17 protein-coding genes are annotated in these 20472 nt (G+C 72.3%); 11 read left to right on the top strand and 6 right to left on the bottom strand.

Translation table 11 applies throughout. The features are described from left to right. The first annotated feature begins 34 nt into the window (after window positions 1-34). Together DDP54_RS08125 and DDP54_RS17980 are read left to right on the top strand one after the other, a co-directional pair. Window positions 35-2245 carry an MMPL family transporter gene (locus DDP54_RS08125; protein WP_109131314.1) on the top strand — a complete coding sequence of 737 codons (2211 nt, stop codon included), beginning with the start codon at window positions 35-37 and terminating at the stop codon, window positions 2243-2245. A gap of 9 nt (window positions 2246-2254) precedes the next feature. Then, the gene (locus tag DDP54_RS17980; protein WP_146192395.1) at window positions 2255-2893 is read left to right on the top strand and encodes a hypothetical protein; all 639 of its coding nucleotides are present in this window, start codon (window positions 2255-2257) and stop codon (window positions 2891-2893) included. Here the strand turns inward: DDP54_RS17980 and DDP54_RS18385 are convergent. Both DDP54_RS18385 and DDP54_RS08115 read right to left on the bottom strand, forming a co-directional pair. Then, on the bottom strand, window positions 2800-3765 hold the full coding sequence (locus DDP54_RS18385) for a 4Fe-4S dicluster domain-containing protein (RefSeq protein ID WP_197711345.1): 966 nt from the start codon (window positions 3763-3765) through the stop codon (window positions 2800-2802). The two genes, DDP54_RS17980 and DDP54_RS18385, sit on opposite strands and share 94 nt — an antisense overlap. Then, a complete protein-coding gene (locus DDP54_RS08115) occupies window positions 3762-4478 on the bottom strand; it encodes a molecular chaperone TorD family protein (protein WP_197711344.1) in 717 nt (238 codons plus the stop codon). Before DDP54_RS08115 ends, DDP54_RS18385 begins: the two co-directional genes overlap by 4 nt. Before the next feature lie 181 nt (window positions 4479-4659). Here DDP54_RS08115 and DDP54_RS08110 point away from each other — a divergent pair, with 181 nt between their 5' ends. Both DDP54_RS08110 and DDP54_RS08105 read left to right on the top strand, forming a co-directional pair. Further along, entirely contained in the window at window positions 4660-4992 is a 333-nt protein-coding gene (locus DDP54_RS08110) for a carboxymuconolactone decarboxylase family protein (RefSeq protein WP_197711343.1), read from the top strand. Beyond that, a complete protein-coding gene (locus tag DDP54_RS08105; protein ID WP_197711342.1) occupies window positions 4989-5294 on the top strand; it encodes a DUF6457 domain-containing protein in 306 nt (101 codons plus the stop codon). Before DDP54_RS08110 ends, DDP54_RS08105 begins: the two co-directional genes overlap by 4 nt. An 80-nt stretch (window positions 5295-5374) precedes the next feature. Here the strand turns inward: DDP54_RS08105 and DDP54_RS08100 are convergent, their stop codons facing one another. Genes DDP54_RS08100 through DDP54_RS08090 form a run of 3 tightly spaced genes read right to left on the bottom strand, consistent with a single transcriptional unit; the run spans window position 5375 to window position 9414 of the window. Next, the gene (locus tag DDP54_RS08100; protein ID WP_158274482.1) at window positions 5375-6307 is read right to left on the bottom strand and encodes a DmsC/YnfH family molybdoenzyme membrane anchor subunit; all 933 of its coding nucleotides are present in this window, start codon (window positions 6305-6307) and stop codon (window positions 5375-5377) included. Window positions 6308-6311: 4 nt separating this feature from the next. Then, entirely contained in the window at window positions 6312-6929 is a 618-nt protein-coding gene (locus DDP54_RS08095; RefSeq protein WP_109132440.1) for a DMSO/selenate family reductase complex B subunit, read from the bottom strand. 13 nt (window positions 6930-6942) lie between these two features. Continuing rightward, window positions 6943-9414 (bottom strand): DMSO/selenate family reductase complex A subunit, encoded by a 2472-nt coding sequence (locus DDP54_RS08090; RefSeq protein ID WP_109131312.1) that lies wholly within the window; start codon window positions 9412-9414, stop codon window positions 6943-6945. 237 nt (window positions 9415-9651) lie between these two features. Between DDP54_RS08090 and DDP54_RS08085 the strand changes: the two genes are divergently transcribed. Next, entirely contained in the window at window positions 9652-10941 is a 1290-nt protein-coding gene (locus tag DDP54_RS08085; RefSeq protein ID WP_109131311.1) for an LPXTG cell wall anchor domain-containing protein, read from the top strand. Between the two features lie 14 nt (window positions 10942-10955). Here DDP54_RS08085 and DDP54_RS08080 read toward each other — a convergent pair whose 3' ends face one another. Beyond that, window positions 10956-12449, bottom strand: a complete 1494-nt coding sequence (locus tag DDP54_RS08080) for a CCA tRNA nucleotidyltransferase (RefSeq protein WP_242448293.1) — start codon at window positions 12447-12449, stop codon at window positions 10956-10958. A gap of 160 nt (window positions 12450-12609) precedes the next feature. Between DDP54_RS08080 and DDP54_RS08075 the strand changes: the two genes are divergently transcribed. The 6 genes from DDP54_RS08075 to trxA all read left to right on the top strand — a co-directional run bounded on the left by DDP54_RS08075 (window position 12610) and on the right by trxA (window position 20381). After that, window positions 12610-13155: an NUDIX hydrolase gene (locus DDP54_RS08075; RefSeq protein ID WP_109131309.1), complete on the top strand. Its 546-nt coding sequence runs from the start codon at window positions 12610-12612 to the stop codon at window positions 13153-13155. Next, window positions 13152-15362 carry a DUF6049 family protein gene (locus DDP54_RS08070; RefSeq protein ID WP_109131308.1) on the top strand — a complete coding sequence of 737 codons (2211 nt, stop codon included), beginning with the start codon at window positions 13152-13154 and terminating at the stop codon, window positions 15360-15362. The genes DDP54_RS08075 and DDP54_RS08070 overlap by 4 nt, the downstream gene beginning before the upstream one ends. Beyond that, a complete protein-coding gene (locus DDP54_RS08065) occupies window positions 15359-17053 on the top strand; it encodes a lipid II flippase MurJ (RefSeq protein WP_242448292.1) in 1695 nt (564 codons plus the stop codon). Before DDP54_RS08070 ends, DDP54_RS08065 begins: the two co-directional genes overlap by 4 nt. A gap of 61 nt (window positions 17054-17114) precedes the next feature. Next, the gene (locus DDP54_RS08060; RefSeq protein WP_146192394.1) at window positions 17115-18992 is read left to right on the top strand and encodes a protein kinase family protein; all 1878 of its coding nucleotides are present in this window, start codon (window positions 17115-17117) and stop codon (window positions 18990-18992) included. A gap of 100 nt (window positions 18993-19092) precedes the next feature. Then, complete coding sequence (trxB, locus tag DDP54_RS08055; protein ID WP_109131306.1) at window positions 19093-20043, top strand: thioredoxin-disulfide reductase; 951 nt, start codon at window positions 19093-19095, stop codon at window positions 20041-20043. Continuing rightward, on the top strand, window positions 20040-20381 hold the full coding sequence (gene trxA / locus DDP54_RS08050; RefSeq protein ID WP_109131305.1) for a thioredoxin: 342 nt from the start codon (window positions 20040-20042) through the stop codon (window positions 20379-20381). The genes trxB and trxA overlap by 4 nt, the downstream gene beginning before the upstream one ends. The last annotated feature ends 91 nt before the right edge of the window (window positions 20382-20472 follow it).

Genomic DNA, 20472 nt, shown 5'->3' with positions numbered 1-20472 from the left:
CTACGTCTGTCGGACTTCAGGAGACGAGGATCTTGTGGCTACTGCTCTGTACCGGCTCGGCCGGTTCTCCATGCGACGCCGGTGGTACGTGCTGGTCGCATGGCTGCTCGTTCTCGCGGGCGTCGGGACGGCGGCCGTCACCGGCGGCGGGACCTTCTCGGACTCGTTCTCCATCCCGGGCACCGAGTCGGCCCAGGCACAGACGGTCCTCGCGGAGCGGTTCGGCAGCCAGTTCGCCCAGGCGGCCGCGTCGCTGGGCGGCACCGACGGAGCCACCGCGACACCGGCCACCGCCCGCGTGATCCTGGCTCCCCCCGCCGGCACCACGGTCATGGACCCGACGACGGCACAGGCGGCAGGCGCGATCCTCGCCCAGGCCGCCGCCGTCGAGGGCGTCACCGGCGTGAGCAACCCGTTCACCGCCCTGACGATCGCTCCGAACGGCTCGGGCCTCTACGCGGACGTGCAGCTCGCGGTGCCGTCGGCCGACGTCCCGGCAGCCACCATCACCGGGCTCGAGTCCGTCATCAGCGCAGCTCAGGACAGCGGCTGGCGCGCCACCGTCAGCGGCGGACCATTCGACCCGGAGCTCAAGATCATCTCCGGCACCGAGTCCGTCGGCCTGCTCGCCGCCCTCGTCGTCCTCGTCGTGACACTCGGCTCGCTCCTCGCGGCCGGCATGCCGATCGTCACCGCACTCCTGGGCGTGGCGATCGGTGCCGCCGGGATCCTCGGCGTGGCCGCCTTCACCGACGTGTCCTCCGCGACCCTCGCGCTTGCCCTCATGCTCGGGCTCGCGGTCGGGATCGACTACGCCCTGTTCATCCTGTCGCGGTACCGCACGCTCCTCGCCGAGGGCAGCACCCCGCTCGACGCCGTGGGGCGCGCGGTCGGCACGGCCGGCAGCGCCGTCGTCTTCGCGGGCGTCACGGTCGTCATCGCGTCGGCCGGGCTGACCGTCGTCGGGATCCCCTTCCTCGGCACCATGGGCATCGCCGCGGCGGCAACCGTGGCGGTCGCCGTCCTCATCGCGATCACCCTGCTGCCGGCCCTGCTCGGCTTCGCGGGCACCCGCCTGACCCCGCGGCGCGCCCGCGCGGCGGACAACGAGGACGACGACGCGATCGTCGCCAGCCGGTGGGGTCGGCTCGTCACTGGGCGCCCCGTCATGGTGCTCGTCGCCGGGATCGTCGTCATCGGCACCCTCGCGATCCCCGCGCTCAGCCTGCGCCTCGGCCTGCCCGACGCCAGCCAGTTCCCGGCGAGCACCAACGCGCGCCAGGCCTACGACCTCCAGGCGGACACATTCGGTCCCGGGTTCAACGGGCCGCTCGTCGTCCTCGTCGACTCGCCCGCCGGTGGCGCGACCGAGGCTGCCGCGACCGTCGCCGAACGGCTCGGCACTCTCGCCGACGTCGCCCTCGTGGCACCCCCCATCCCCAACCAGGCCGGGGACGCCGCCATCGTCACCGTCATCCCGACCGGTGGCCCCAACAGCGAGCAGACCGCGACCCTCGTCCACGCCATCAGGGCCGAGCGCGCCGACCTCGAGCAGTCCACCGGCGCCGACATCACCGTCACCGGTGCGGCGGCAGCGAACATCGACATCTCCGCGAAGCTCGCCTCGGCGCTGCCGGCGTTCCTGCTGCTCGTCGTCGGGCTCGCGCTCGTGCTGCTCCTGGTCGCCTTCCGCTCGATCCTCGTGCCCGTCACCGCGGCCATCGGGTTCCTGCTGTCGGTCGCCGCATCGTTCGGCGCGACCGTCGCGGTCTACCAGTGGGGGTGGCTCGCCGGCGTGTTCAACGTCAGCGGCCCGGGTCCGCTGCTCAGCTTCATGCCGGTCCTGCTCGTCGGGGTGCTGTTCGGGCTGGCGATGGACTACGAGGTGTTCCTCGTCTCGCGGATGCGGGAGGACTTCGTGCACGGGGCGACCGCTCGCCGCGCGGTCATCGTCGGGTTCGAGCACGGCTCGAGGGTGGTCGTCGCGGCGGCGATCATCATGGCGTCCGTCTTCGTGGCCTTCGTCTTCGGCGGCAGCACGACGATCGCCCCGATCGCCTTCGCCCTCGGCGTCGGCATCCTCGTCGACGCGCTGATCGTCCGGATGACGCTCATCCCCGCGGCCATGACGCTGCTCGGGAGCTCCGCCTGGTGGCTGCCGCGCTGGCTCGACCGGGTGCTGCCGTCCGTCGACATCGAGGGGGCCCAGCTCACCCGGGGTCTCGCCGAGGCGCGCACGCTCTAGCCTCAAGTCATGACGACGCCTGAGTTCGCGGCCCAGGTGGCCCGCGTTGCCACCGAACGCGCCGCTGCCTGGGACGCGCTGCTCGACACGCTCACGGCACCGGCCCCGGACGTCGTCGAGCGGCTGCGCTCCGGGGAGCTGGCCGAGACCTGGCGCGCGGGCGTCCGGTGGCTCGGTCAGGACTCCGACATGTTCACCGCCGCGCTGCTCACCCTCGACGTGTACGCGCGCGGCGCCGACCGCCGGAGCCCCGACGACGACCTGGCAGTTCTCGTCGCCGGTCGCACCGCCGTCGTCGAACCCGTCGCCGCGCGTCTGGAGGATGCCCGCGCGGTCGCGGCACTGTGCCGCGACGAAGCCGACGCGTGGTCCCGTGGCGACGTCACCGCAGGCAAGGACCTGCGCGCGCAGCAGCACGCGTTCGTCGAGGAGCACCTGCTGGAGACTCTGCCCGAGCTCGGCGCGCGCCTCGTGCGCGAGTCGCCCGGCGGAGTCGTGCGCGCGATCGGGCAGCTGCTGCTCGCGTTCCTCACCGCCGAGACCGGCAAGGACTATCAGCGCGCCGTGCTGGGTGCGCCCGGCGTCGTGGAACCCGGCATCGTGAAGCCCGGCGGCAGCGCCGACCCGAACGGGTTGCTGCGCCGGTAGGTGCACGTCGGGCACAACCGATCGCCGCTCGTCGTCGGGAACGAGGCGCCGCAGCGCTCGCACGACGCCGTCGTCAGGGTCGTCACCCCGACCTCGCGGTCGACGAGCAGCTCCGACCAGGGCCACGGCCCGGCCGACCGGAGCACGTCGCTCGGGCACAGGTCGATGCAGCTGCGGCACCCCGTGCAGGCGGCCGGGGTCTGCAGCAGCGTGCTGATCGCGATGCCCGCGCCGCCCGACCCGTGCTGGAGCCGCAGCGCGTGGGGCGGGCAGGCCTGGACGCAGACCCCGCAGGCGACGCAGCCGCGCCCGGTCAGACGCAGGGACGGCGAGTCGAGCTCGGTCAGCTCTGGGGTCGCCGTCGGGACGAGCGCGCGGATCGCGTGCACGAGGCGGGTGTGCGCGTCGTCCTCGGGCTCGGGCAGGTCGCGTGCGACGCTCGCGGCGACGCCGAAGAGCCGACGGCGCGGGACGGGCAGCCGATGGGCGTCGAGCACCGCCCGGCGCGCGCCGGCAACGCCCTCCTGGGGAGCGGCGGGGCCGACGGGTTCGGCGGGCCCGCCGGGTTCGACGCTCAGCCGGTCGATGCCGGCGGCACGCAGCACGCGCACGACTGGATCGACGTGGTCGGCGGCCGCCCCGGGCTCGGCGCATCCGTCCAGCCGGACCGTGACCAGCCGGGCGCCGACGAGCAGCAGCTCGACGAGCTCGTGGTTCGCCGTCTCGCGGATGCACGTCGACAGCCGCACGACCGTCCGGTCGGGCTCTCCGCGCGACAGGTCGGGGTGCTCGGCGCACACGAGCTCGAGGTCCCGCTCGTCCGCCTCGTGGGCGAGCCAGGACTGCAGCGCGTGGAGCCCTCCGGTCGTCATGGCACGCGCAGGAACGCGTCCTCCGCCGCCGCGAGAGCCCCGAGCCCGAGCGCGGCGACGCCCTGGTAGAAGTGGGTCGTCGCCCCCTCGGCCGCCTGCGTCAGGCACACCGGCGCCCACACGAGAAGGTGGTCGGCGAGGAACGACCGGATCCCGCGCAGAAGATGGGCGAGCTCGGCGTCGTCGGCGTCGTCCAGCGCGTCCATGCCTCGCACGCACAGCGTCGCGACGAAGCTCAGCTCGAGGCCGATGTGGTCGTCCGGCTCCTTGTTCAGGCGCGGGGCGGCGAGGCCGAACTCGGCGTACGCGGCGCGGACCAGCATGGTCTCGCGCTCGAAGACGAGGTGCTCCTCGGAGCGGTGCACCGACTCGTACGGCGGCGCGAGCATCCGGTCCGGCCCGAAGAACAGCCGGTTGTAGTCACGGCGGACGACCGTGGCGTCCTCGTCGGCCTGCGCCGACTCCTCGAGCAGCGCGCGGCCGTGCAGGCTCTCGCCGTCGTCGACGACCGGCCACTGCGCGAGCTGGTCCGGCGCGCGCACCGCGTCCACGAGCTCCGCGTCCGGTGCCGCGCCGAGCAGGCCCGCCAGCGCGGTGAACGCCGCAGCGAACCGGTCCAGGGTCACGCCGAGTGCGTCGCGGTCGGCCATGAGCGCCGTGAGGTGCGCATCGACGGCTGCCGACGGATCGGTCGGCTCAGCTGTGGTCGTCATCGTGACTGCCTCTCGGTGGGGTTCCCCTTCATGGTCGCCGACGTCCTGGTCCGCGCCGTGGGTCCTTCGCCCCAGCGACCGGGACTGCGGTCCCGGGACGACGTAGGACCGCTGTGCCACGATGACGAACGTGCGCAACCTCGTCGGTCGGCGGGGACGTCCTGCCACGGAGGAGCGAGCCATGCCCGAGATCCCGTCCGATCACCTCCCGGATGTCTACCTGGGCTTCCGTGAGCGGTTCACCGACATCGCCGCAGGCCAGGACGCCCTGGCGCGCGCTGTCGACGCCGCCGGGCCACTCGACGAGAAGACCAAGCGCCTGGTCAAGCTGGGGATCGCCGTCGGATCCCAGGCGGACGGCGCCGTGCGCTCGAACGTGCGCAAGGCCCTCGGCGCGGGTGCGAGCGTCGCGGAGATCGAGCAGGTGATCCTGCTGGCCATGACGACGCGCGGGTTCCCGGCCACCGTGGCCGCGTGGCAGTGGATGACCGAGGTCGTGGGAGAGCAGGCATGACGACCGACGAGAGCGACAAGATGGCGGTCATGAACGCGTGGCTCGACGCCGTGTGCGCCGAGCTCGGCGTCGACCGCTCGGTGATGGACGCGAACACGACGGGGCTGCTCGACCTCATCCGGGACGTCGCGCACGGACCGAGCCGGCCGGGCGCGCCGATGACGGCGTTCCTCGTCGGTCTGGCGAGCGCGACCGCGTCGACCGACCCCGCGGTACAGGCACAGACGGTCGCCGAGCGCGTCGCGGCCGTGAACCGCCTCATCGCCGCATGGCCGACGACGGCGCCGTCGTCGGACCGCTGAGCCGCAGCAGAGCCGCAGCGCAGATGCACCGCGGGCCCGGTCCGACGGGGGTCGGTCCGGGCCCGTGGTGTGCGCGGGGGTCACATGCCGATGCGGACCATGGACTCGTAGAACAGTGACCGGCCGATGAACTCCCCGGCCAGGACCAGGACGAACGCGGACGTCGCGATGATCGCCAGGGTGCGGACCTGCGCGGTCGGGGTCGCGTACCGGTAGAGGAACACCGCGAGCAGCCCGGCCCCGACGAACACCAGGACCAGACGGGCGACGAACCAGACCCCGGAGAACACCAGGGCCGACCGGCCCGCCGCACCACCCGCGGCCGACAGGCCACTGATGTGCATCGGGATGATCACGAACTCCACCCCGAGCAGGGCCACCGCGCCCAGGCCGATGCCCTTGAGGCACGCCGAGAGCATCGTGCGGGTCGCGTCATCGACGTGGAACACGTTCCCGGCCTTCGCCGCGGCCCGACGACGCCACATGATCGCGCCCATGAACGCCGCACCCACCGCGAGGGACCCGAGCAGGAACGTCGTGGTGAAGAACTGCGCCGGGGTCGCCCACGAGTGCCACGCCGGGACGGTCACCAGCGTATAATAGATCATGCTCATCACGTAGACGAGCGTCAGCCCGACCAGGGCCGTCAGCCCCGCGAGGGCCTGACGCAACCGCGGGCTGCCCCACTTGAACCACTGCGCGGCGGCGAACACGAACCCCAGCCCCGCGAACAGCACCCCACACACGATCTCCCGGCTCAGCCAGGACGACTCGAGGTGACGCACCACGTTCAGGGTGTGGAACACGTCGTTCATGTGGAACATCGACGCGATCAGACCCAGCACCAACGCCGGACCGATCGCATACAACGCCGGGTCGGTGACCTTGTCGACCGACTCCTTGCCGAACCGGCGCGAGGCCACGACCTGGACCACGCCCAGGACCACGAAGGCCCCCGCGCTCATCTGGGCCAGGACCGTGAAGACGATCATCGGCAGCTCATGGGTGTTCATCAGTTCACAGCTCCCCAGGGTTGGCCACGAACCCGGTCCCGGACCCCGTGGGCTGAGCATCACGATGCGGCGTGATCACCAGACGCGGACGCGTGATCGCCGGATCCGGCAACGGCTCGACCGCCGCCAACGTCCCGTGCTCGGCACGCAGCTCCTCGACCGGACCCCACCCCAACGCCCGCGACGGGCACGCCGCCACACACGCCGGGTCCTGGCCCTCGGCCCGGTAGTCCGCACACATGTCGCACTTGGTCATGTGACCCGTCGCCGCGTTGAACTGCGGCGCCGAGTACGGGCACGCCCACTCGCAGTACCGGCACCCCACGCACTTGTCCTGATCGACCGTGACGATCCCGTCCGGCCCCTGCGTCATCGCCGTCGTCGGACACACCCGCACACAGATCGGGTCCTCGCAGTGGTTGCACGCGATCGACGTGTAATACGAGAACACGTTCGGCACGAACGTGTCACCGTCCTGCTGCCACGTCCCCCCCGCATACTCCGCAACCCGCCGCCAGCTCACACCCACCGGATGGTCATGCTTGTCCTTGCACGCGATCGAACACGCCTTGCACCCCGTGCACAGCGTCTGATCGAAATAGAAACCCAGCTTCTCCGCCATCGTGATCTCCCCCTCAAGCCTTCTCGACCTGGACCAGGGCGGTGTGCTGCGCATTCCCCTTGGATACTGCCGTCGGACGCCAGCTCGTCAACGTGTTGACTGCACCCCCGACGTCCACGCCGTTCTTGTCGGGCGCGTACCACGCGCCCTGCGGGACGGAGAGAACTCCTGGCGCGATGCGCGGGGTCACCCGGACCGGCAGCCGGATCCGACCGCGGTCGTTGAAGACCTCGACCATGTCGTCGTTCTCGAGCCCGCGAGCCGTCGCGTCGATCGGGTTCATCCACACCACCTGCGGGTGTGCCTCGCGCATCCAGTCGACGTTGCCGTAGGTGGAGTGGGTGCGCTGCTTGTAGTGGTGCCCGATGCACTGCAGCGGGTACTTGTCGTTGGTCCGCGCCTCCTCGGCGCCCTCCCAGGTGACCAGGTGCTCCGGGAGCGCGGTGATCCGGTCGCCCTCCGGCAGCTCCCACGCCTTGGCCATCTCCCACAGCTGCGACGAGAAGATCTCGATCTTCCCGGACGGCGTCTTCAGCGGGTTCGCCACCGGGTCGTCTCGGAACGACTTGAGGCCGACGTTGCCGCTCGCGTCGGGCGACTTGACCTTCCAGACGCCCATCTCGCGCAGCGAGGCGAAGTCGGGCAGGCCGGGGACCGCCGGCTGCGAGTCCTCCACCACCTGGCGGACCCAGTCCTCCTGGGTCTTGCCCTCCGTGAACTGCTGCTCGACGCCGAGCCGCTTGGCGATCTCGGTCATCATCTCGTAGATCGTCTTGGTGTCGAAGAGCGGCTCGATCACCTTGTCCGCGACGATCGCGTAGCCCATGTTGCCGGCGCTGCCCTGCTGGACGATGTCGAGCTGCTCAGCGTTCGAGGTGTCGGGCAGCAAGATGTCGGCGTACCGCGCCGATACCGTCATCTGGTTGTCGATCACCACGATGAACTCGCACTTGGTGTCGTCCTCGAGCAACTTCGTCGTGCGGTTGATGTCCGCGTGCTGGTTCGTCAACGCGTTGCCGGCGTACTGCCACACCATCTTGATCGGGACGTCGAGCTTGTCCTTGCCCTGCACGCCGGCATTGAGCGCCGTCATCTCCGGCCCGTGGTCGATCGCGTCCGTCCAGCCGAACACGGAGATCGACGCCTTCACAGGGTTCGGGGTGGACCCAAAGGCGTTGACCATCGGCAACCCGTACGCACCCTCGCGCTCCCCCGTGCCACCGCCGGCGACACCGATCGAACCCGTGAGCGCAGCGAGCGTGAAGATCGCCCGCGACTGGTTCTCGCCGTTGGCCGAGCGCTGTGGGCCCCAGCCCTGGCTGATCTGCACCGGACGAGACGTCCCGAGCTCGCGGGCGAACCGCACGATGGTCGAGGCCGGAACCCCGGTGATGGCCGCTGCCCACTCCGGCGTCTTCTCGACGCCGTCGGAACCCTCGCCCATGACGTACGCCTTGTAGGAGTTCCCGGCGGGGATCCCCTCGGGCATGTGCTGCTCGTCGAAGCCGACCGTGTAGGTGTCGAGGAACTCCTGGTCGACCAGCTGCTCGGAGATCATCACGTGCGCGACGCCGGCGATAAGTGCGGTGTCCGTGCCAGGTCGCAGAGCGATCCACTCGTCGGCGATCCCCAGCGCGGTCTCGGAGTAGCGCGGGTCGATGACGATGGTGCGCACGTCGTGCAGCTTCTTCGTCTGCTGGGTCACGAATGTCTCGCCGCCGCCGCTCATGCGCGTCTCGAGTGGGTTGTTCCCGAACATGACCTGCAGCTTCGTGTTCTTCGCGTCGTCGAAGCTGTTGGAGCCGATCCAGCCGCCGTAGTGGTAGACCACCGCGGTCTCGATCTGTGCGGCGCTGTAGTCGCCGTAGTGGTTGAGGTAGCCGCCGACGCAGTTCATGAGGCGAGCGACGGGCGTCTCGGACGGCGGCCAGCTGCGCGTGATCGTGCCGCCGAGCGTTCCGGTGCCGTAGTTGAGGTAGATGGACTCGTTGCCGTAGTCCTTGATGAGCCGTTGGATCGTCGAGGCGATCTCGTCGTACGCCTCTTCCCAGGTGATCTGGTCCCACTGCCCGGCGCCACGCTTGGTGCCGGGTCTGCGGCGCATCGGGCTCTTGAGGCGGTCGGGGTTGTAGATGCGGTGGCGGATCGACCGACCGCGGACGCACGCGCGGATCTGCTGCGTACCGAGCGCGTTGTCGCCCGTGTCGTCCGGCAGGACGCGCACGATCTGGCCGTCCTTCACCTGCATGCGCAGCGGGCACCGGGAGCCGCAGTTCACGTTGCAGGAGGACCAGACGGTCTTCTCGTCCGTGGCGCCCGCCACCGTCGGGCTCACCGCGTTCGCAGGTCCGACGCCGGGCAGGAGCCCGAAGGATGCGCCCGTGCCGACCAGAGCCGCGCCGCCGCCCGCGATGCCCGACCACTTGAGGAACGAGCGGCGTGGAATTCCGCCGGTGGGGGGCTTTTCGATGGTCCCGGCCGTCATGGTGATCCTCTCGGGCTCGCGGTGAAGCGCTCGGTCGCTCCGGTGCGTTCCCTACATGTTGGTCCGGATTGAGCGGACGCCCTAGGGCATTGGTCCTACGCCCGCCACCGATTTGATCTCGACCGACCCGTCGAATGTCATTGTTATTCACGGAATTAGTCGTATTTAAATTCAGGCCTGCGCCGCGGCCGGGCGTGCTCGGGCGGCACAGTCCGACCCCGCGGCTACAGTGGCGCGGTGCGCGTGACCCAGGAGCTGAAGGAACTGCTCCAGCTCCCCGACTTCCGCAAGCTCTTCGCCGTGCGGCTCGTCAGCCAGGCCGGCGACGGCCTGTTCCAGGTCGGCCTCGCGACCCTCTTCTTCTTCTCCCCGGAGAGTGCGAGCACCGCCACCGGGGTCGCCTCGGCGTTCGCCGTGCTGCTGCTGCCGTTCACCGTCGTCGGCCCGTGGGCCGGGGTGCTGCTCGACCGGTGGCGCCGCCGTCAGGTACTCGCGTACGGCAACCTGCTGCGCGTGGTCATCACGCTCGTGATCGCGCTGCTCCTGCTGACCCGTGGCGTCGGCCCCGCGGTGTACGTGCTCGCGCTCGTGGACCTGTCGATCAACCGGTTCCTGCTCTCGGCGCTCTCCGCCGGCCTCCCGCGCGTCGTGCGCGGTCCGCTGCTCCTGACCGCCAACTCGGTGACGCCGACGCTCGGTGCGGCCGCGGCAGGTGTCGGTGCGGCGGTCGGGTTCGTGCTCGGCCTCGCGCTCGAGCCGGGCCGAGCCAAGGACGCCTCGGTCCTCGCGGTGGCCGCTGTGGTGTTCGGCGTGGCGTCGGCCCTCGCGACGCGCATGGGCCGCGACCTGCTCGGTCCCGATGCGCTCGCCGACGCGCGCCAGCTGCGGCGCGCGCTGTCCAGCCTCGCGCACGGGCTCGTCGACGGTGCCCGGCACCTCGTCGCGCGCCGCACCCCCGCGTGGGCGCTCGGCGTGATGGCGGTGCACCGGTTCCTCTACGGCGTCACGTTCATCGCGCTCATCCTCATCTCCCGGAACCTGCTCGCCGACCCGGCCGACTCCGCCGCCGGCCTCGCGGTGTTCGCCACGGCGCTCGGCGCCTCGGCTGCGGGGTTCATGCTCGCGGTCGTCCTGACGCCGATCTTCAGCCCGAGCACCGGCCCGCACCTCTGGATCGCCATCTGCATGGCCCTCGCCGCGGTCAGCCAGGTCCTGCTCACGGTCAGCGTCTCGCACGCCGCGGTCATCGTCGGCGCGGCAGCCCTCGGCCTCGCGGCGCAGGGGGCGAAGATCGCGGTCGACACGATCGTGCAACGCGATACGGCCGACGACTTCCGCGGGCGGGCGTTCGCGCTGTACGACGTCCTCTACAACGGCGCGTTCGTCGGCGCCGCAGCCCTCGCGGCGTTCACGCTGCCGGACACCGGCCACTCGCCGTGGCTCTTCGGGGCCCTCGGCCTGGCGTACCTCGTCGCCGGGTTCGTGTACCTGAGGGGTTCACGCCGTGGGGTCGTCGTCGCCGCCTGAGCCTGCCGGCCACGTCAGCGGGGCTGTTCCGCCCACCACGTCAGGAGGGCCTCGCGCGCGTCGTCCGCACCGAGCGGACCGCGGTCCATCCGCACCTCGAGCAGGTACTTGTACGCCTGCCCGACGACGGGCCCCGGGGGGATGCCGAGGATCGCCATGATCTGCGCGCCGTCGAGGTCGGGCCGGATCGAGCGGAGCTCCTCCTGCTCGCGCAGCGCCGCGATGCGAGCCTCGAGGTCGTCATACGCAGCCGACAACCGGTCGGCCTTGCGACGGTTGCGCGTCGTGCAGTCGGACCGTGTGAGCCGGTGCAGGCGCTCGAGCAGGTCACCCGCGTCCGTGACGTAGCGGCGCACGGCCGAGTCGGTCCAGCCGCCCTCGCCGTACCCGTGGAAGCGCAGGTGCAGCTCGGTGAGCCGCGCGACGGCCTGCACCGTCGCCTTGTCGAACCGCAGCTCGCGGAGCCGGCGGGCCACGAGCTTGGCGCCGACGACCTCGTGGTGGTGGAAGCTGACGACGCCGCCCGCCTCGAACCGCCGCGTCGCGGGCTTGCCGATGTCATGGAGCAGCGCCGCGAGTCGCAGGACGAGGTCGGGGCCCGGCACGGGTCCGTCCGGTCCGGTCTCGAGCGAGATCGCCCGTTCGAGGACCTGCAACGAGTGCTCGTAGACGTCCTTGTGCCGGTGGTGCTCGTCGCGCTCGAGGTGCAGCGCGGGCAGCTCGGGCAGGACGTGCTGGGCGAGACCGGTGTCGACGAGGACCTCCAGCCCCGGGCGGGGCACGGGGGCGAGCAGCAGCTTGGTCAGCTCGTCCCGCACACGCTCGGCCGACACGATCGTGATGCGCTCGTGCATGTCGCGGATGGCCTCGAGCGCGTCGTCGTCCACCGCGAACCCCAGCTGGGCGGCGAACCGCGCGGCCCGCATCATGCGCAACGGGTCGTCATCGAAGGACTGCCGAGCCGCGACGGGCGTGCGCAGCACCCGTCCCGCGAGGTCCGTGAGGCCGTCGAACGGGTCGACGAACGTCAGCTCCGGGAGCCGGACCGCCATGGAGTTGACCGTGAAGTCGCGCCGCGACAGGTCGCCCTCGAGCGAGTCCCCGAACGCGACCTCGGGCTTGCGCGACGACGCGTCGTAGGCATCCGTCCGGTACGTCGTGACCTCCACCACGACGTCCTCGCCGCCGTGACGACGACCGTGCCGCCGCGCGCCGATCGTGCCGAAGGCCTTGCCGATGTCCCAGTGCGCGTCACCCCAGGCGGCGAGGAGCGCCTCGGTCTCGTCCGGGCTCGCAGACGTCGTGAAGTCGAGGTCGGCGCTCACCCGGCCGAGGAAGGCGTCCCGCACCGGGCCGCCGACGAGCGCCAGCTCATGGCCTGCGGCCGCGAACCTCTGCCCGAGCTCGAGCGCCTCGGGCGCGAGGCCGGCGAGCACCCCGAGCGCGCGGCGCTGGAGCGCGAGCAGCGCACCCGGATCGGGCGTGGCTCCCCCGGAGGTGGCGGTCACGGGCGGGTCGGTGGGTGGCACAACGCCCAAGCGTGCCAGATGCCGACGCCCCGCGAAGGCGCCGATCGGGCGTCGGGCGCGGACCGGACGTGCACACAACCGGCACGAGACCGACGCCGCGGGTGAAAGCGGCGAACCGGAGAGTCGTTACAGTGTCGATATGTCGAGCCCAGCGCGTGACGGAGGCGTCCCCACGCCACCCGGCGGTCACGCCCTGCGCATCGACCCCCGCGCCCTCGGTGAGCGCGTCCTCCCGCACGTCCTGCCCGTCGTCGAGGAGACCTCCGCCGGCGGGCTCGTCGTGCGCACGCAGGACGGCATCCACTGCGCGGCCGTCATCGCGCGGCGCAACCGGGCCGGTCGCCTCGAGTGGTGCCTGCCCAAGGGTCACCTCGAGGGTGACGAGACCCCCGAGCAGGCCGCCGTCCGGGAGATCGCCGAGGAGACCGGGATCCTCGGCCGCGTCGTGCGCCGGCTCGGCGTCATCGACTACTGGTTCACGGGCGACGACCGCCGCGTCCACAAGGTCGTCCACCACTTCCTCCTCGGAGCGGTCGGCGGGGAGCTGAGCGTCGAGGGCGACCCGGACGGTGAGGCGGAGGACGTCGAGTGGGTGGCGTTCGCCGACCTCGCGGCGCGGCTCGCGTACCCGAACGAGCGGCGGCTCGCCGAGGCGGCACACCTGGTGCTCGCCAGCGGGGCATGAGTCCGTCGCGCCTCGGCCACGCGATGCCCGCCCGGTGGCGTGCCGTGCTGTGCGTGCTGACGCTCGTCGCGCTCGGCGTCGGCGGAGCGGCCGGGGGGCCGTTCAAACCCGGCCCGGCTGCTGCGGCCGCACCAGGGGTCGTACCGACGGCAGTCGTCACACCAGCGCCCACGCCCGACGCCGGCACCGTGCTCGTCCAGGTCACCGGGGTCGAGCCGCAGGTCCTGCAGCCGGCCCAGGACCTGCTCGTGACCGCGACGATCCGCAACGACTCCGCGAAGGTGCTCGAGAGCCCGCGCGCGACGCTGCGCATCAGCCGGTTCCGGCTCGCGTCGACCACGCAGCTGGAGACCTGGGCGGGCTCCGCTGTCGCGGCCGACGCCGGCAAGGCGGTCGGCTCGGTCGACATCCCTGGCCCCCTGGCGCCGGGCATGAGCGTCCAGACGACCCTGACGGTCCCGTCGACGGCGTTCGGGCTCCTCAACACCCCCGACGCCTGGGGCCCCCGCGGTCTGGCGGTCGAGCTGACCGACGGCGGTCGCCGCGTCGGCCTCGACCGCACGTTCCTGCTGTGGCTGCCGGACGAGACCGCGCCCGCTCCGACCCCGGTCAGCGTGCTCGTCCCCGTCGTCGGCCCGGCGTCCACGCCCGTCGCGACCACCACGCCCGTCCCTGCGCCGACGCCGAGCCCCACCGCGACGGCGAGCGCCGACTCCTCGGCGACGGACCCCGAGCTCGACGCCCTGACCGGCGCCACCGGGCGGCTGCGCGCCGTCATCGACGCGACCGGCCACCACGCCGAGGTGTCGTGGGCCGTCGACCCCTCGCTGGTGGAGGCCGCGGCGGCGGGCGGGTCGAGCTCGACGTCCTGGCTCGCCGACCTGACGCAACGTTCCGCCCGGCGCGACGTGCTCGCGCTGCCCTGGGGCGACCCGGACCTGGCGGCGATCGCGCACGCCGACCGACCCGACCTGCTCACGCTCGCCCGCGACGCGTCCGCAGGCTCCGCGGCGACCGTGTTCGGCGGGACCCCGCAGACCCAGCTGATGTGGGCCGCCGACGACGTCCCCGACGCGACCACGGCCGCGCTCACCGTGCGTTCCGGGGCCCGCGCGCTCGTCGTCGGCCCCGACGCGCTCGCACCGGAGCGCGAGGCGGCGCCGACGAGATCGGGCACGGTCGCGGTCCGGACCGACGCCGGCGAGCTCACCGCCCTCGTCCCCGACTCCGCACTGACGGCCGCCCTCACCGACGCGGACGCCGTGGACCCGGGCGCGACCCCCGCGACCGCCGCGCAGCGGATCCTCGCCGAGACCGCCGTCGCTGCCCACGACAGGGCCTCGGCCGGGCAGCACCTGCTGGCCGCCCTCCCCCGAGACTGGGACCCCGAGGTGCCGATCGTGCAGGCGCAGCTCGACGCGCTCGCCACGGCACCGTGGGTCGAGCTGACGTCAGTGACCGGGCTGATCGGCCGTGCCGGCGACGACTCGGCACGCGCCCCGCTGCCGACCAGCGCCCGCAGCGCACAGGAGCTGTCACCCGCGCACGTCGTCGCGCTCGGGGACGCCCGGGCGTCGGTCGCGGCCTTCGCGACGGTGGTGCCGGTGCCGGACACCCTGCTCGCCGGCCTCGACCGCGCGATCCTCAGCCCGCTCTCCGTCGCGTGGCGCGACGCCCCCTCGCGGCGCGGGGCCCTCGTGGACACCGTGCTCGCTGATGCCAACACGCGGCGTACCGGCCTGTCGGTCCTGGTCAGCCCCAAGTTCACGGCCGTCGCGAGCGCGACCCAGATCCGCCTCACGGTCCACAACGCGCTCCCGCAGGACGCGACCGTCCAGGTTGACCTCCGCCCGCGCAAGGCGTGCCTCACGGTGCCCGACGGCCCCACGCTGGCGACCGTCGCCGCCGAGAGCGACGCGATCGTGTCGATCGACGTGCAGGCCAACGCGAACTGTGACGTCGACGTCGACGTGTACCTGCTGGCCTCGGACGGCACCGTCGTCGCGTCGCCGGCCAAGTTCAGTGCGCGGCTCGCACCCACGATCGAGAACGTCGGGACGCTGGCCGTCGGCGCGCTGCTCGCCCTCGGGCTCGTCGTCGGGATCATCCGGACCGTCCGGCGCGGGCAGACCGCCAACCGCGGTGCGCGGGTTGCGGCACTCGCCGCGGCCGCCCCGCACGCATCGGCCGAGGAGAAGACGCCGTGACCGAGCCGATCGACCCGGTCGAGCCGGTCATCGACCCCACCGCCGAGGCCGGAGCCGGGGTCGGCGCCTCGCCCGGCTCGACTGCGGGGCTCGGGCGCTCGACCGCCCTGATGGCCTCGGGGACCGTCGTCTCGCGTGTGCTCGGCGTCCTGCGCGGCACGATGCTCGTCTGGGCGATCAGCCTCAACGGCAACGCGGCGAACGCCTTCGCGGCGGCGAACAAGCTCCCGAACATCCTGTACCTGCTCGTGGCTGGCGGTGTCCTCAACGCCGTCCTCGTCCCGCAGGTCGTGCGCGCCTACCGGCGGGCGGGCGGCCAGGAGTACGTCGACCGGCTGCTGACCCTCGGGATCGCGCTGCTGCTCGGGCTCGGCGTCGTCCTGACCGTCGCCGCACCCTTCCTGGTCGGTTTCTACTCGGACTTCACCGACCCTGCGGTCACGGCCCTCGCAGTCCTGTTCGCGTACTGGTGCATCCCGCAGATGTTCTTCTACGGGCTCTACTCGCTGCTCGGTCAGGTGCTCAACGCGCGCGGGAGCTTCGGCCCGTACATGTGGGCCCCGGTCGTCAACAACGTCGTCGCGATGGCCGGGCTCGGTGTGTTCATCGCGGTGAACGGCCCCTTCTCGAGCCACGAGGCCGTGTTCAACGACCCGGCCTGGTGGGGGGCGCCGCAGATCACCCTCCTCGCGGGGACGTTCACGCTCGGCGTCGTCGCGCAGGCCCTCGTCCTCGTCATCCCTCTGTACCGCAGCGGCTTCCGCTACCGACCGCGCTGGGGCTTCCGCGGGGTGGGGCTGCGGACCGCCGGACGGGTCGCGTACTGGACGTTCCTCGGGCTGCTCATCGGGCAGGTCGGGGTCTGGGTCGTCAGCCTGGCCACGACGGCGAGCGGGAGCAACAACCTCTACGACAACGCGTTCCTCATCTTCATGCTGCCGCACTCCATCGTGACGGTGTCGCTCATGACGGCCCTGTTCACGCGGCTCTCGGCGCGCGCCGCGGCCGACGACGTCGACGCAGTGCGCGCCGACCTGTCCCTCGGGCTGCGGACCGTCGGCCTTTTCACGGTCCTGGCGACCGCCGTCATCGCGCTCCTCGCCCTCCCGCTCAGCCGGGTGCTGTTCCCCTCCGAGAAGCTGGGTCCCCTCGGCAACCTGGCGCCCGTGATCGTCGCGATGGTGCTCGGCCTGGTCGCGTTCGGCGCCTGGTCCCTCGCGCAGCGGATCTACTACGCGTACGAGGACGCCCGGTCGATGGTCCCGATCCAGGTCGTCATGGTGGTCGTCGTCATCGGCGGCACCCTGCTGGCACGCGTGCTCCTCGCACCCCGGTACTGGGCCGTCGGGGCCGCGGGCTCCATGAGCCTGTCGTATGTGGTCGGTGCGGCCCTCGGCCTCGCCGCCGTCGGTCGACGCCTGCACGGCGTCGACGGGCGCCGCGTCGTGCAGGTCCACGTCAAGGCCGTCGTCGCGGCGGGCCTCGCGTCGGCGCTCGGCGCGCTGGTCCTGCACCTCCTCGGCCCGGTGGGCGGATGGACGCACGCGGTCGTCATGTGCGTCGTCGGCGGCGCCGTCATCACGGCCGCCTACCTGGGTCTGCTCGCCACGATGCGCGTCGAGGAGCTGACTGTGCTGGTCCGGACGGTGGCCGGGCGCCTCAGTGGCAGGCGGGGCGCGCGACGCGGCTGACGGTCCGCGTCTAGCATGGGGTCTCGGCGCACAGCCGGACTCATGGACCGCAGGAGGCCTGGTGGTGGACGTCGTCGGACGTGGCACGGTGCTCGCGGGACGGTATCGCGTCCTCCAGCCGCTCGCGTCGGACCTCGAGGGCTCGCCCGCCTGGCAGGCGACCGACCAGATCCTCGACCGTTCGGTCCGCGTGCGCATCCTCGTCTCCGGCAACGTCCCCCAGGCGCTCGACGCCGCCCGCCGCGCCGCCCTGGTCTCCGACCCGCGCCTCGTGCGCGTGCTCGACGTCGGCAGCCACGAGGGCGTCAGCTACGTCGTGACCGAGGAGGTCCGGGGCCCGTCCCTCGCCGACCTGCTCGCGCGCGGACCTCTCACGGGCGACCAGGCCCGGGCGATCGTCGGAGAGGTCGCGGCGGCTCTCGAGATCGCGCGCCGCCGCGGGGTCCACCACCTCGCGCTGCGCCCGTCGGTGGTGCACATCACGCCCGACGACCGCGTCCTGCTCACGGGGCTCGCCTTCGACGGTGCGCTGCTGGGCCAGGGGCTCGGCGACGCGCGCACGACGACCCGGGCGGACACCGTCGGGCTCGTCCGCCTCCTGTACGCCGCCCTGACGGGTCGGTGGCCCGCCGGGGCCCAGGACCTCGTCCCGACGACCGGACTGGGCACGCTGCCGGCCGCACCGCTCGCCGCCGACGGTCCGGTGCCGCCCGGCGACCTCGTCGCCGGCGTCCCGGCCGACCTCGACACGCTGTGCGTCGTCACGCTCGGCTCCAACGACGACGGACCCCACAGCCCCGCCGAGCTCGTCCGCGAGCTCGAGCCGTGGGGCGAGATCCGCACCATCGGCCTCGCCGGACGCGCCGACTCGGGCCCGTCGGTCCCGACCGGTGCTGCCGCGGCGGCACCGTCCCCGTCCCTGGCTCCCGCACAGGTCGAGCGACAGTCCGTCCGCGCCACGTTCGAGCAGTCGCCTGCCGGCCCCAGGCTCACCGGCACGCCCCCGCCCGCTCACCCCGGCATCGCGTTCCCGCCCGTGTCGAGCGGTCCGGAGCCCGCAGCGGTGCCACCGCGCGTCGAGCGCCCACCGGCCGCCGGCCCCCGGTTCCCCCCGGTCCGACCTGCCGTGACGCCCGCGCCCGAGTCGCGCCCGGACCCCCACCTCCCGCCCGGTCCGCCGCCGTCCGTCCCGCCGGCACGTCCCAGCGCGCCGTGGAGCGAGCCTGAGCGACCCAGCGGCTTCGGTCTACCGTTCGACGACCGGATCGACGAGCCGGAGAGCTTCGCGGAGCGGCGGTTCGACCCGACGAAGCTCGTGATCGCGTTCGTCGCCGTCGCCGTCGTCATCGGCGTGATCATCGCGTTCCAGCTCCTGACGAAGCCCGTCACGCCCCGCGACGACGTCGTTCCGGCGCCCGTCGTCACCACCTCGGCCCCTGGGACCTCCGAGACGCCTGCCGCACCGGCCGCACAGCCGACCTCTGCTGCGCCCACTGCCGCGACTGGCGGCGTGCCTGTCATCGCGTCGGTCTCGACGATCGACCCGTCGGACCCGACGACCGGGGAGCACCCCGAGCTCGCCGCGCGAGCGGTCGATGGCGACCCGTCGACCGCCTGGTACACCCGCACCTACAACAAGCCGAACTTCGGCGGCATCAAGCCGGCGGTCGGGTTCGTCCTCAGCCTCTCCGCGCCCGCCACCGTGACGTCGGTGACGCTGCACGTCAACGGCACCGGCGGGAACGTCGAGCTCCGTGCGACGGACGCCGCAAGCCCCACCGCGGGCACGGTTCTGGCCTCGGGACCGCTGTCGGCCGACACGGTGCTGACGCTGTCGACCCCGACCCAGACGTCGTCGATCGTCCTGTGGTTCACCGCTCTCGCCCAGACGGCGGACGGCTCCAACCGCATCGAGATCACGGAGATCACGGTCTCCTGAGGCCCGTTCGCTGCTGACCGCCACTGCCCGAGGCTCGGAACAGATCCGGCCCCGGATCTGTTCTCCGATCACCAACCGCCGACCTGCAAGGACTCCACCGATGACCGACCAGACCTCTCCGCGCGACCTGATCATCGTGGGCTCCGGGCCCGCCGGGTACACCGCGGCGATCTACGCGGCACGCGCCGGCCTGGCTCCGCTGGTCATCGCCGGATCGGTCACCGCAGGCGGCGCGCTCATGAACACGACCGAGGTCGAGAACTTCCCGGGCTTCCCCGACGGCGTCCAGGGCCCCGAGCTCATGGAGAACCTGCAGAAGCAGGCCGAGAAGTTCGGCGCCGAGGTCCTCTGGGACGACGCGACGTCGCTCGACCTCACCGGCCCGGTCAAGACCGTCGTCGTCGGCGGCGGCGAGACGTTCACCGCCAAGGCCGTCATCCTCTCGACCGGCTCGGCGTACCGCGAGCTCGGTCTGCCTGACGAGAAGCGCCTCTCGGGCCGTGGGGTGTCGTGGTGCGCGACGTGCGACGGGTTCTTCTTCCGCGACCAGGAGATCATCGTCGTCGGCGGCGGGGACTCGGCCGTCGAGGAGGCCACGTTCCTCACCCGCTTCGGCAAGCGGGTGACGATGGTGCACCGCCGTGGCGAGCTGCGCGCGTCGAAGATCATGGCCGACCGTGCCAAGAACGACCCGAAGATCGACTTCGCGTGGAACAGCGAGATCGTCGCGATCCACGGGACGGACAAGGTCACGGGCGTGACGCTGCGCGACACCGTCACGGGCGAGACCCGCGAGCACCCCGCGACGGGCGTGTTCGTCGCGATCGGGCACGTGCCGCGCACCGACCTCGTCGTCGGGCAGGTCGACCTGGACGAGAACGGGTACATCGAGGTCGTCGGGCGCTCGACGGCGACCAACTTGCCTGGCGTGTTCGCGGCGGGCGACGCCGTCGACCACGTCTACCGCCAGGCGATCACCGCCGCCGGCTCGGGGTGCGCCGCAGCCCTGGACGCCCAGCACTTCCTCGCCGACCTGGAGGACGCCCGATGAGCACGACGTCGCCCGTCACGGACGCCACCTTCACCGCCGAGGTTCTCGAGTCCCCCATCCCGGTGGTCGTCGACTTCTGGGCGCCGTGGTGCGGCCCGTGCCGCCTGGTCGCGCCCGTCCTGGAGGAGCTGTCCGATCAGTACGCCGGCCGCATCAAGGTCGTCAAGCTCAACTCGGACGAGAACCCCGTGGTCACCGGGAACTACGGGGTCGTCTCGATCCCGACCCTCAACTTCTACTCCGGCGGCGAGCTGATCCGGTCCGTCATCGGTGCCCGCCCGAAGCAGGTTCTCGCGCAGGAGTTCGAGGCCGTGCTCGCCGAGGTCGCAGGGGCGTAGCCAGGGGATCACCCACGGCTGCACCCACGGGACGCTCACGTCGCCACCGAGGGTCGTCGCCGAGGGTCGTCGCCGAGGGTCGAGCGCAACA

The sequence above is a fragment of the Cellulomonas sp. WB94 genome, assembly GCF_003115775.1.
Classification (GTDB): Bacteria; Actinomycetota; Actinomycetes; order Actinomycetales; family Cellulomonadaceae; genus Cellulomonas_A.
The sequence above is the reverse complement of the archived record's forward strand: the minus strand, read 5'-3'. Positions and strand labels throughout refer to the sequence as shown.